This is a genomic window from Leifsonia shinshuensis, from assembly GCF_013410375.1.
Classification (GTDB): Bacteria; Actinomycetota; Actinomycetes; order Actinomycetales; family Microbacteriaceae; genus Leifsonia; species Leifsonia shinshuensis.
Window position 1 is genome coordinate 1,404,279 of record NZ_JACCFL010000001.1, and the last position, 12,511, is coordinate 1,416,789.

Below are 12,511 nucleotides of genomic sequence, written 5' to 3' on the forward strand. Positions count from 1 at the left end.
AGTATCGCCACATGCGCGCCCGCTCGAGACCGTCCGTCATCGGTCACCGGGGCGCGCCCGGGTACCGGCCGGAGCACACCAGGGCGGCGTACGAGCTGGCGTTCGCCCTCGGCGCGGACTCGGTCGAGCCCGATCTGGTCGCCACGAAGGACGGCGTGCTGGTGGTGCGGCACGAGAACGAGATCTCCGGCACGACGAACGTCGCGGACCATCCCGAGTTCGCCGGACGGCGCACGACCAAGGAGGTCGACGGCATGCCGTTGACCGGCTGGTTCACCGAGGACTTCACGTGGGCCGAGCTCGCCACGCTGCGCGCCCGGGAGCGGGTGCCGCACCTGCGCCAGGCCAGCGCGACCTTCGACGACCGCTATCCGATCCTCCGGCTCGCGGACGTGCTCGACGTCGTGGACACGGCCTCCGACTCCGCGGGAAGGGCGCTCGGCCTCGTCGCGGAGCTCAAGCACGCCACGTACTTCGACGCGGCGGGGCTCCCGCTGGACGAGCTGTTCCTGGCCGAGCTGGCTGCGGCGGGCTGGTCCGACCATCCCGGGCTGGTCGTGGAGAGCTTCGAGAAGACGGTGCTGGGCCGCCTCCACGACGGCGGTTTCCGCGGGCGGCGGGTCTACCTCCTGGAGGCGGAGGGCGCTCCGGCCGACCGGGTGGCGGCGCTGGGGGCGGCGGCGCCCGGCTACGCCGCCGATCTGACGCTGCGCGGGCTGTACGCCCTGGGCTCCGCGGCCGCGCCGGCCGACCGGGTGGACGGGATCAGCGTGGACATCTCCCAGATCCTGCACTCCGGCTCGGTCGCGGTGGGCCTGTTCGGCGAGGACGAGGGCGGCGTGGACATCGGCGCCGTGACCTCCGACCTGGTGGACCTCGCGCACTCGGCCGGGCTGTTCGTGTACTGCTGGACGCTCCGGCCCGAGAACGGGATGCTGCCGGCGGAGTTCCGGCGCTCCGGCCGCGACGACGAGTGGGGCGACTGGCGGCGGCTGTACGCGATCCTGCTGCACTCCGGCGTGGACGGGGTCTTCGCCGACCATCCGGATCTCGCGGTCGCTGTGCGCGACGGGCGCTGAGCCGTCCGGCGGGCGTCCGGCTTCGTCTGGCCGTGCTCCGCTCCCGGCCGCGATGACGGTGGCGGCGGCTAAAATGGCTGGAGACATGACGAGCCTCCCCGACGCCCCCTCCTCCTCTCCCACGGTGCCCTCCTCCGTGCCGATCATCCTCGACGGCTGGGAGGGCGACGTGCCCTCCGCCGAGGGCGCGGCGCGCGCCGGCTCGGGCGACGGTGGCGGCGGTCGGCGCGGACCGAACGAGCGCCTGTTCGCCGGCCTCAACCCGCAGCAGCGCGAGGCCGCCGAGTACCGCGGGGCCGCCCTCCTCATCGTCGCGGGCGCCGGCTCGGGCAAGACCAGCGTGCTCACCCGCCGCATCGCCGGGCTCATCGAGAGCCGGGAGGCCTGGCCGAGCGAGATCCTGGCGATCACGTTCACCAACAAGGCGGCGAACGAGATGCGCGAGCGCGTCGAGCAGCTGCTCGGCGGCCGGGCGCAGGGCATGTGGATCTCGACCTTCCACTCGGCGTGCGTGCGCATCCTGCGCCGCGAGGCCGAGACGATCGGCAAGACGCAGAGCTTCACGATCTACGACTCCGGCGACACCTGCGCCCTGCTCAAGCGGATCATCAAAGAGCTGGACGCCGACACGCTCGGCTTCACCGTCGCGGGGACCGCCGGCCGCATCTCCAAGCTCAAGAACGAGCTGACCGACATCGAGACCTTCGCGCGCTCGGCCAACCTGAGCGACCCGCAGGAGGTGATGTTCCTCGAGATCTTCCGGCAGTACACCCGGGCGCTCCGCCGGGCCAACGCCTTCGACTTCGACGACCTCATCGCCGAGACGGTGTTCCTGTTCCGCGCGTTCCCGAAGGTCGCCGCGCTGTACCAGACCCGGTTCCGGCACATCCTGGTCGACGAGTACCAGGACACCAACCACGCGCAGTACGCCCTCATCCGCGAGCTGACCATGCCGGTGTCGCCGGACATCGCGGAGGAGATGGAGCAGCACGGCCGCAACGTCGCCAAGCTGCGCGACGTGGTCGGCGCCGTCCCGGGCGCCTCGCTGACCGTGGTCGGCGACTCGGACCAGTCGATCTACGCGTTCCGCGGCGCGGACATCCGCAACATCGTGGAGTTCGAGCGCGACTTCCCCGGCGCGAAGGTGGTGCTGCTGGAGCAGAACTACCGGTCGACGCAGAACATCCTGAGCGCGGCCAACGCCGTGATCGCCAACAACTTCGACCGCAAGGACAAGAAGCTCTGGACGGCGGTCGGCGACGGCGACAAGATCGTCGGCTACACCGGCTACTCCGGCCACGACGAGGCGCAGTTCGTCGCCGACGAGATCGAGAAGCTGCACGCCGCGGGCATGGACTACAAAGACATGGCCGTCTTCTACCGCACCAACGCCCAGACGCGTGCGCTGGAGGAGATCTTCATCCGCTCCGCGCTGCCCTACAAGGTCATGGGCGGCACGAAGTTCTACGAGCGTGCCGAGATCAAGGACGCGATGGCGTACCTCATCACGGTGGCCAACCCGGACGACACCCTCGCGCTCCGCCGCATCCTGAACACGCCCAAGCGCGGCATCGGCCCCGCGACGGAGACGCAGCTCGCCAGCTACGCCGAGGACAACGGCTTCACGTTCCGCGACGCCATGCGCGACGCCGGCTCGCTGGGCCTCGGTCCCAAGGTGACCGGCGCGATACTGCAGCTCTCCGGGCTGCTGGACGAGGCCGCCGCCAAGATCGACCCGGCCAATCCTGCCGGGGTGGCGCCGGTGGCGGACGTGCTCACCTTCCTGCTCGACGGCAGCGGCTACCTCGAGGTGCTGCGCAACAGCCGCGACCCGCAGGACGAGGCGCGCGCCGAGAACGTGGACGAGCTCGTCGCGGTGACGAAGGAGTTCGCGCGCAACAACCCGGACGGCACGCTGGTCGACTTCCTCACCGAGGTGTCGCTGGTCGCCGCGGCGGACGAGATCGACGACTCCAGCGGCTCCGTGTCGCTGATGACGCTCCACACGGCCAAGGGGCTGGAGTACGACGCGGTGTTCCTCACCGGCATCGAGGAGGACCTCCTCCCGCACCGGATGTCGGCCAATGAGCCGGGCGGCCCGGCCGAGGAGCGGCGGCTGTTCTACGTGGGGATCACGCGCGCCAAGAAGCGCCTGTTCCTGTCGCTGGCCATGACTCGTGCGCAGTTCGGCGAGACCGCGGTCGCGATGCCGAGCCGGTACCTGCAGGAGATCCCGGCCGACCTGATCGACTGGCGCCAGTCGCCCGGCGCGGCCAACGGTCGCGGCGGCTCGCAGTCGCGCGCGCTGAACGCCCGCAGACCCGGGCTCGGCGGCGGCACGGCTGGCCGCTGGAACGAGAGCTACCCGGTCGGCGGCAGCGCGCCCGCCGAGCGGCCCAAGGCGGAGTGGCCGAACCGGGTGACCGGCAAGGTCCGCGACAACGGCGACCTGGAGCTGGCTCCGGGCGACCGCATCCGGCACGCGGACTTCGGCGACGGCCGGGTGACCAACGTCACCGGCGAGGGCGCCAAGCGCGTCGCGCATGTCCAGTTCGAGAAGGTGGGCGCGAAGAAGCTCCTCATCAAGATCGCACCGATCGACAAGCTGTGAGGCGGCAGCTCGCCTCGCTGAGCGTCGAGGTCGGCTTCCGCGCCGCGGCCGCGGTCGCGGTGCCGCTGCTGGTGCTGTTCGCCGTCGGCCGTCTCGACCTCGCCGCGTACGCGACGTTCGGCGCGTTCACCGCGCTGTACGGCCGCAACGAGCCGTACCGGCTGCGCCTGCGCAGCGTCTCCGTGGCCGGCGTCGCACTGCTGGTGAGCATCTCGCTCGGCGTGATCGTCGCCGTCCTGGGGGAGCCGTTGTGGCTGCTGACCGTCCTCCTGCTGGTCGTGGTCGTGGCGGGGACCTTTTTCGCGACGGCCTTCCAGCTGCTGCCCGCGGTGCCGCTGTTCTTCGTGTTCGCGCTGCTGGTCTGCGCGGCGATCCCCACGCCGGCCGCGGACGCCTGGCCCCGGATCGCCCTCGCGGCCGGAGTCGCCGTGTTCTCGTGGCTGCTGACCATGTCGGGATGGCTGGTGCGGCGCTACGCAGGCGACCGGGCCGCGCGCACCGGCGCGGTGCTGCTCAAGAAGCTGCACCGCCGCCCCGGCGTGGACACGACAGTGCTGAGCGACGGACGGGTCTGGCTGACGGCGGCCCAGAACGCGATCGGCGTCCTCGTAGCCGGTGGCATCGCCCTCGCCTTCGGGCTGGGCCACGCGTACTGGGCGGTCGTGAGCGTGGTCGCGGTCATCCCGCCCGCGCGGGCGGCGCACTCGATCTCCCGCTCGCTGCACCGGATCTTCGGCACCATCGGAGGCGTCGTCGTCACGGCGCTCGTGCTGGTATGGTCACCGCCCGCCCTCGTCGTGATCGCGGTGGTCGTGGTCTGCCAGTTCTTCGCCGAGATGCTGGTCGGCCGCCACTACGGCTCGGCGCTGCTGTTCATCACCCCAATGGCGCTCGCGGTCTCGCACCTGGCGTCGCCGGCCCCGCTCGGCGCGCTGGTGGTCGACCGCGTGCTGGAGACGATCCTCGGGGCCGCCGTCGGCATCGCCCTGGTGCTGCTCGCCCGGGCGGTGGAGCGCTCGCGCGGGCTGGCCGACTAGGCCCGACCCGGCGTCCTTCCTCCCGGCTGCCGGGTGCGGATGCCGGGATGCGCGGCGCCGCCGCGCTCGCCCGCCGTCCGCGGAGCGTCCGCTGGGCGAGGATCGTCCGCTGGGCGAGGATCGTCCGCAGCCCGGGGATCGTCCGCAGCCAGGGGATCGTCCGCTGCCCGGAGACCGTCCGCCGTTCGCGGAGCGTCGGCCGCCCACGGAGCGTCGGCTGCCCGGGGAGCGTCCGCCGCCCGTCGATCGTCCGCCGCCACCCGTTCGTCCACCGGCCGCCGATCGTCCGCCAGCGACCGGCGCAGACCGCGCAGGTACGCGTCGCGCGGGCCGTGCCGGAGCCGCTCCGGGAGCCGCGGGTACACCGCGCCCGCCCAGCGCATCCGACGCTCGAAGCGACGCTCGATCGCCGGGCTCCACGGCAGCCGGAACTGCTCGCGCACGCCGGGCGGCAGCAGGCCGGCGGTGACGAGCCGCGCGTCGGGGAGCACGGCCCGCAGCCAGACGGGCGCGCCGCCCGGGTTCAGGATCTGCCCGGCGACCGCGCGCGTGGCGTCCGTCACCGAGAGTCGTGCGACCATGTCGTCCCAGTAGTCCCGGAACGCCGCCTCGGTGGCCGGCCAGTCCTCCGGGCGGAGCTGGAGGCCGCCGCCCCAGCGGGTCGCCTCGCGGTACAGCTCCTCCCGCGACGCGGCGCTGGGCGGCCCGAAGACGCGCGCGTCCAGATCGACCATCGTGGCGTAGAGCGTGGCCGCGACCCACAGCTGCAGCTCGGGGTCGAAGGCGCTGTACGCCGGGCCGGCCGCCGTCGCCGCGCCGCGGACCGGCGCGTGCGCGCGGTTGACGCGCCTGCGCACCACGTCGAACTCCTCGGGGGTCGCGAAGGTCGCGGCGTAGACGAAGGTCATGGTCGCATGGAACCGCGCCATCATCCGGTCCGCGAAGTCGCTGTGCTCGACGACGCCGCGCCCGACAGCGGGGTGCGCGATCTGCAATAGCAGGGCGCGACCCCCTCCGGCGAGGCACAGCGCCTCGCCGGAGAGCTGCCGGAACGTGAGCTCCCGGGGCGTCCCGGCGCCACGGTCGGCGCGCACAGCGGTCATGCATCCATCCTGCAACGGGATACCGTATTCCGTCGACGCAGACGCCGTCCGATGAGCACGGCCGCGAGCCCGGACCCCGCGAGCCCGGCGCCCAGCGCCGCCGGCCAGGCGTCCCCGGTCGCGCCGGTGGCCGCGAGGACGGCTGGGGCCGCCGAGGCCGGGGCCGGAACCACCGGGACGGAGGCGAAGGTGATCTCCGCCGCGACGCCGAATGCCGACCGCCACGGGCGGATCCGCTCGCCGCCCTCGCCCGCCGGGAGGCGGGAGGGGTCGATCCGCTCGCCCCAGACGTAGTGGCCGGCCTCCGGGATCGCGCACGCCGGGGTGTCGTACTCCCCGGTGCCGCTCACGACGGTCTCCACCGTGCAGACCTCCGGAGCGCCGTCCGGCACCTCCGGCGACTCGGCGATCGGCGCATCGAACGGGCCGTAGAGCGTGCTCTCGACCACGGCCTCCACCGGCGCCAGCCCGTCGTCGCCCTGGCGCACGCCCCAGGACGGCAGCAGCCCGTCCGCCGTGTCGACCGTCACGGTGAGCCGGTCGTGCACCAGTGCACCCGGGACGGCCTCCGGGGCGCTCGTCACCGTGCTGACCCGCGGCTGGAAGGGCAGCGGGGACGGCCCCGTCGTGGAGGCCGCGGCGCGCGCCTCCGCGGCCGCGGGCACGGCGACGAGCACGGCCTGCGCGTCCCCGTGCGGTGCGGCCACCAGCAGGCGGTCGCCGTACGGCAGCGCGTCGAGCGCCGCCGTCGCGCTCACCGTCACGCTCGGCTCCTCGCCGGACGGCACGATCTCCAGGTCGGTTCCGGTGGGCAGCTCGGCCGCGCTCGCCCCGTCCCGGAACATCGCGCCGTCGAGCGTCACCCGCGCCAGGTGCGCTCCGGGGGCCAGGAGCTCGGTCCCGGCCGGGCGCACGACCGACAGCTCGACCCTGACCCGACCCGGGCCGGTCTCGGCGAGCTCCAGCACCGCGTCGGCGCGGACGGCCGTCGAGCCGAGGCGCGCGGCCTCGTCGACCATCTCGTAGGCCCGGGCCAGCACTGCGCCGGCATCCGCCCCGGCCCTCCGCGCCACCTCCTCGGGGGTGTGGCCGCCCATCCCCGCCACCAGCCAGGTCGCGATCTGCCCAGCGGCGGCCGTGAGCCGGTCGTCGGTCCCCGCCCACATCCGGGAGATGTACGCGAGGGACGCCGCCTGCTCGGGGGAGTACCAGCCGAGCTCGCCGGCGTCGGCGTAGTCGTACCCGTTGCCCGTCGGGCTCGGCTTGCCGGCGTTGAGGCAGAAGCCCTGGGCGCCGTCGTCGAGCCGGTAGGTGCCGAGCCACCAGCCGTCGGAGGAGAGATAACCGGGGCCGTGCCCCGCGCCGGAGAGCGCCCGGGCCTCGGGCGCCGCCACCACGGCGTGCAGCACGCCGAGGAACACGGCCAGGCCGGCCAGGACGAAGGCGGTCAGGAAGTTCGAGATGCGATGTGTCATGCCTCCACGGTCGCCGGACCGGAGCGCCGGCGGACGGCCGCGGCGGAATCGGTGGAGAGATTGGCCTGCGCGTCGCCCGGTGGAGGAGAAACGGATTCGGGCTGTTCAGTCGGACGCGCTAAAGTTCTCACTGGCGAATTTATCTCGGCGTCGAGCTATTCTCCCGCCGGACCGCCCAGGAGATAACAGCCGGACCGCCACGAGCGCCCCGGACATCAGCGGATTGGATAACCGTGGATCTATTCGAGTACCAGGCCAGAGACCTGTTTGAGAAGTACGGCGTCCCGGTCCTTCCGGGCATCGTCGCGGACACTCCGGAGGAGGTCCGGGCGGCCGCGGAGAAGCTGGGCGGCGTCACCGTCGTCAAGGCGCAGGTCAAGGTCGGCGGCCGTGGCAAGGCGGGCGGCGTGAAGGTCGCCAAGACGCCGGACGACGCCGAAGAGGCCGCCAAGGCCATCCTGGGCCTGGACATCAAGGGCCACGTGGTCCGCCGGGTCATGGTCGCCGGCGGCGCCCGCATCGCCCGCGAGTTCTACTTCTCGGTGCTCCTCGACCGCGCCAACCGCTCCTACCTGTCGCTGACCAGCGTCGAGGGCGGCATGGAGATCGAGCAGCTCGCGGTCGAGAAGCCCGAGGCGCTCGCCCGCATCGAGGTCGACCCGCGCGGCGGCGTCGACACCGCGAAGGCCATCGAGATCGCCCGCGCGGCCGGCTTCCCGGACGAGCTGGTCGAGAAGGTCGCCGACGTCTTCGTCAAGCTCTACGAGGTCTACACCGGCGAGGATGCGACCCTGGTCGAGGTCAACCCGCTGGTGCTCACCGAGGAGGGCGACATCATCGCCCTCGACGGCAAGGTCACGCTCGACGAGAACGCCGACTTCCGCCACCCCGACCACGAGGCGCTCGAGGACGCGGAGGCGGCCGACCCGCTGGAGGCCAAGGCCAAGAAGGCCGGCCTCAACTACGTCAAGCTCGACGGCCAGGTGGGCATCATCGGCAACGGAGCGGGCCTGGTCATGTCCACGCTCGACGTCGTCGCCTACGCGGGCGAGAAGCACAAGGGCGTCAAGCCGGCGAACTTCCTCGACATCGGCGGCGGCGCGTCGGCCGAGGTCATGGCGGCGGGCCTGGACGTCATCCTCAACGACCCGCAGGTCGAGAGCGTGTTCGTCAACGTCTTCGGCGGCATCACCGCCTGCGACGCGGTCGCGAACGGCATCGTCACGGCGCTGCAGATCCTCGGCGACGAGGCCAACAAGCCGCTGGTCGTGCGTCTCGACGGCAACAAGGTCGACGAGGGCCGCCGCATCCTCACCGAGGCGAACCACCCGCTGGTCACCCTCGCACTCACCATGGACGAAGGCGCCGACAAGGCCGCCGAGCTGGCCGCGAAGTAAGCAAGGACGAATCAGAGAATGTCTATCTTCCTCAACAAGGACTCCAAGGTCATCGTCCAGGGCATCACCGGCGGCGAGGGCACCAAGCACACCGCGCTCATGCTGAAGGCCGGCACCCAGGTCGTCGGCGGCGTCAACGCCCGCAAGGCCGGCACCACCGTGACCCACGGCGACGTCGAGCTCCCCGTCTTCGGCACCGTCGTCGAGGCCATCGAGAAGACCGGCGCCGACGTGTCGATCATCTTCGTGCCGCCCGCGTTCGCCAAGGACGCGATGGTGGAGGCCATCGACGCCGAGATCCCGCTGCTCGTCGTCATCACCGAGGGCATCCCGGTGCAGGACTCCGCCGAGGCGTGGGCCTACGCCAAGGAGAAGGGCAACAAGACCCGGATCATCGGCCCGAACTGCCCCGGCATCATCACCCCGGGAGAGTCGCTCGTCGGCATCACCCCGGCCACGATCACCGGCAAGGGCCCGATCGGCCTGGTCTCCAAGTCGGGCACGCTGACCTACCAGATGATGTACGAGCTGCGCGACCTGGGCTTCTCCACCGCCATCGGCATCGGCGGCGACCCGATCATCGGCACCACCCACATCGACGCGCTCGCCGCGTTCGAGGCCGACCCGGAGACCAAGGCGATCGTCATGATCGGTGAGATCGGGGGCGACGCCGAGGAGCGCGCCGCCGACTTCATCAAGGCCAACGTCACCAAGCCGGTCGTCGGCTACGTCGCCGGCTTCACTGCGCCGGAGGGCAAGACCATGGGCCACGCCGGCGCGATCGTCTCCGGCTCGGCCGGCACCGCGCAGGCGAAGAAGGAGGCCCTGGAGGCCGCCGGCGTGAAGGTCGGCAAGACGCCGTCCGAGACCGCCGCGCTGCTCCGCGAGGTCTACGCGGCGCTGTAGACCGCCGCTCGAACCGCCGATCGGGGCCGGACTCCTCCACGGAGTCCGGCCCCGATCCGTCTCTCCACAGCGCGGTTCCGGGGCCTGCCCGCACGCGGTACGGCGGCGCTACAGTGAGCACCACCGTCCGGAAGGGGGCTGCCGATGCCACGTCCGACCAACGACGAGCTCGCACGCCGGGTCGCGGCGCTCGAGGCCGAGAACGCCGCGCTGCGCTCCCGCCTCGACGAGAACGCGACGGAGCCGCTGCCGGAGCTCGCGCCGGCGTCTGAGCCGAAGCACAAGCGCGGCTGGGGCTGGACGCTGCTCGCCGTCGTGCTCATCGTGATCGGCGCGATCCTCGCGCCCGTCGCCGTGGTGGCCTCCTGGGCGAAGGTGCAGCTCACCGACACGGACGCGTTCGTCGCCACCTACGCACCCCTCGCGAACGATCCGGGTGTCCAGGCGTATGTCACCGACGAGACGGTCAAGGTCATCCAGCAGCACGTCGACATCCCGCAGCTCACCTCGCAGGTGATCGACGGCATCACCGGCCTCGGCACGGGACCCGTCGCGACGAAGGCGCTCGACGCGCTCAAGGCGCCGCTTGCCCAGGGCATCGTGTCGCTGATCCAGACCACGGTCGGCCGGTTCGTGGCCTCCGACGCGTTCGCGCAGGTCTGGCAGGACGCCTTGCGGGTCAGTCACAACCAGCTCGTCGCCACGATGCAGGGCAATCCGCAGGCGGCGATCGCGATCGGCAAGGACGGGTCGGTCGGCATCCAGCTCGGCCCGATCATCGACAAGGTCAAGCAGCAGCTCGTGGACCAGGGGATCACGTTCGCGTCGCGCATCCCGACGATCGACAAGACCATCACGGTCGCCCAGAACTCGTCCATCCCGACCCTGCAGGTCTTCTACAACCTCGCGGTGGTCGCCGGGGCCTGGCTGCCCTGGGTCTCGATCGGCCTGCTCGCGCTCGGGGTGATCGTCGCGCGCCGCCGCGCGCTCGCCCTGATCGGGGCGGCGTCCGCGCTGGCGATCGCGATGATCGTCGTCGTGTCGGCCATCGCCATCGGCCAGATCGTGTTCATCGCCTCGGCCTCCCCGAAGCTGGTGCCGGCCGGCGTCGCGACGACGCTCTACACGACGGTGTCGACGGCGATGAAGGACACCGGGGTCGCCGTGCTCGTGCTGGCGATCGTGGTCGCGCTGGTCGCCTGGTACTCGGGGCCGTTCGCGGTGCCGCGCAAGCTGCGCGGGTTCTTCGGCTCCGGCGTGACCTGGGTGCGGGAGGCCGCGGAGCGGCACGGCATCAGCACGGGCCGGGTCGGCGAGTGGCTCTACGCCCAGCGGGTGCTGCTGCGCGCCGCGGTCGCGGTCATCGCCGCGGCGATCGTGCTGTTCGTCCGACCGCTGACGCCGGCGCTCATCATCTGGACGCTGGTGATCGCGGCGGTCGTCATCGCCATCCTCGAGCTCGTCCAGCGACCGGTGATCACCGTCCCGGAGAACGCGGACGAGGACACCCCGGTGACGACCGTCTCCTGAGCGCCGAAGTGTCTTCCGGGCGGGCGACCGCGGGGCCGGTAGGCTCCATCCGGACATGAATCGCACAACCGTCGCCCTGCTCGCCGCGCTCGAGGCGGTCATCGTCGCGGCGATCGGCCTCGCGGTCTGCCTGGTGCCGCTGACCGTGCTGTGGGCGGCCCAGTACCATCTCGCGGGCGACTTCATGGTCCTCTGGCGCGCGACGGCCGACATCTGGCTGGTCGGGCACGGCGTCAACCTCACGGTGACCCTCGATCCGCAGCTCGTCGGCTCGCTCGGCCTGCCCGGCGCCGCGACGCCGTTCCAGGTCACGATCGCCCTGCTCGGCTTCGCGGCGCTGACCGCCGGGCTCGGCGTGCGGACCGGGACGCGCGCCGCCGAGACGCCGTACCGCTCGACCGGCGCGGTCTCCGCGCTGGCGGTGTTCTTTCTGATCTCCATTGTGGTGACCGCGACAGCGGGGAGCGACATCGTCCGGCCGTCGATCTGGCAGGGCTTCCTGTTCCCGATGTTCGTCTACGGGCTCGGGATCGGGATCGGCTTCGTCTTCGCCTCCCTCCGCGGCGTGGGGGAGCCGTCGGCCGACCGTCCGGGCGACCGTGCGGGCGACGACGGAGCGGGAGCGTCGCCGCTCCGCACCGCGGCGGCCCCGGCCGTCACCGCGGTCCGGTCGCGCGTGGCCGCGGTCCCCGCGCCCGTCCGCACCGCGCTCCTCGGCGCCCTGCGCGCCGGCAGCGCGGCCACCGCGATGGTCATCGGGGTGGCCGCACTCCTCCTCGCGCTCCTCATCTTCGGCAACTACGGCACGATCATCGGCCTGTACGAGCAGCTCCAGACCGGCGTCGCGGGCGGCGTCGCCCTCACCGTCGCGCAGCTCGCGTTCCTCCCCAACCTCGTCATCTGGCTGATGTCATGGCTGGTCGGGCCGGGCTTCGCCATCGGCACCGGGTCGACGGTCAGCCCGCTCGGGACGGCCCTCGGCCCGCTCCCCGGCGTCCCGCTCTTCGGCGTCATCCCTGCGCACGGCTACGCGTTCGGCCTGGCCGGCGTGATCGTGCCGCTGCTCGCCGGCTTCTTCGCCGCCGCGCTGCTGCGCGCGACCCGGCGGGCCCAGACCGACGGGGCCCTGGCGCTCGTGCTCACCGCGCTCGGCATCGGCGTCGTCGCCGGCATCGAGCTCGGCCTCCTGGCCTGGTGGTCGGCCGGGGCGCTCGGCCCGGGCCGGCTGCACGACGTCGGTCCGAATCCGTGGCTCGTCGGCGCGCTCGCCGCGGCGGAGGTCGCGGTCGCGGCCGTCATCGGACTGCTGGCCGGCGCCCGCGCCCGGCGCTGACCGCCACCTGGTCGGAGGCCGCCTCCCCGGATGGGTAGGC

9 protein-coding genes are annotated in these 12,511 nt (G+C 72.5%); 7 read left to right on the top strand and 2 right to left on the bottom strand.

The window, feature by feature from the left end; genetic code table 11:
- Positions 1-11: 11 nt before the first annotated feature.
- The 3 genes from HNR13_RS06885 (at position 12) to HNR13_RS06895 (ending at position 4,727) form a co-directional block, all read left to right on the top strand.
- Complete coding sequence (locus HNR13_RS06885) at positions 12-1,079, top strand: glycerophosphodiester phosphodiesterase family protein (protein ID WP_179605060.1); 1,068 nt, start codon at positions 12-14, stop codon at positions 1,077-1,079.
- Positions 1,080-1,164: 85 nt separating this feature from the next.
- Complete coding sequence (locus HNR13_RS06890; protein WP_179605061.1) at positions 1,165-3,690, top strand: ATP-dependent helicase; 2,526 nt, start codon at positions 1,165-1,167, stop codon at positions 3,688-3,690.
- Entirely contained in the window at positions 3,687-4,727 is a 1,041-nt protein-coding gene (locus HNR13_RS06895; RefSeq protein WP_179605062.1) for an FUSC family protein, read from the top strand. Before HNR13_RS06890 ends, HNR13_RS06895 begins: the two co-directional genes overlap by 4 nt.
- Here the strand turns inward: HNR13_RS06895 and HNR13_RS06900 are convergent.
- Together HNR13_RS06900 and HNR13_RS06905 are read right to left on the bottom strand one after the other, a co-directional pair.
- Positions 4,724-5,830, bottom strand: coding sequence for an oxygenase MpaB family protein (locus HNR13_RS06900; protein ID WP_179605063.1), 1,107 nt, complete (start codon positions 5,828-5,830; stop codon positions 4,724-4,726). The genes HNR13_RS06895 and HNR13_RS06900 overlap by 4 nt on opposite strands.
- On the bottom strand, positions 5,827-7,305 hold the full coding sequence (locus tag HNR13_RS06905) for a hypothetical protein (RefSeq protein ID WP_179605064.1): 1,479 nt from the start codon (positions 7,303-7,305) through the stop codon (positions 5,827-5,829). Before HNR13_RS06905 ends, HNR13_RS06900 begins: the two co-directional genes overlap by 4 nt.
- Before the next feature lie 233 nt (positions 7,306-7,538).
- On the opposite strand from HNR13_RS06905, the gene sucC reads away from it, so the two are divergent.
- From sucC to HNR13_RS06925, 4 genes are all read left to right on the top strand, one after another.
- Positions 7,539-8,702 (top strand): ADP-forming succinate--CoA ligase subunit beta, encoded by a 1,164-nt coding sequence (gene sucC / locus HNR13_RS06910; protein WP_179605065.1) that lies wholly within the window; start codon positions 7,539-7,541, stop codon positions 8,700-8,702.
- An 18-nt stretch (positions 8,703-8,720) separates the two neighbouring features.
- Positions 8,721-9,608 carry a succinate--CoA ligase subunit alpha gene (gene sucD / locus HNR13_RS06915; RefSeq protein WP_179605066.1) on the top strand — a complete coding sequence of 296 codons (888 nt, stop codon included), beginning with the start codon at positions 8,721-8,723 and terminating at the stop codon, positions 9,606-9,608.
- A 144-nt stretch (positions 9,609-9,752) separates the two neighbouring features.
- Complete coding sequence (locus HNR13_RS06920) at positions 9,753-11,138, top strand: hypothetical protein (RefSeq protein ID WP_179605067.1); 1,386 nt, start codon at positions 9,753-9,755, stop codon at positions 11,136-11,138.
- A gap of 55 nt (positions 11,139-11,193) precedes the next feature.
- Positions 11,194-12,471 carry a cell division protein PerM gene (locus HNR13_RS06925; protein WP_179605068.1) on the top strand — a complete coding sequence of 426 codons (1,278 nt, stop codon included), beginning with the start codon at positions 11,194-11,196 and terminating at the stop codon, positions 12,469-12,471.
- Positions 12,472-12,511 lie beyond the last annotated feature (40 nt).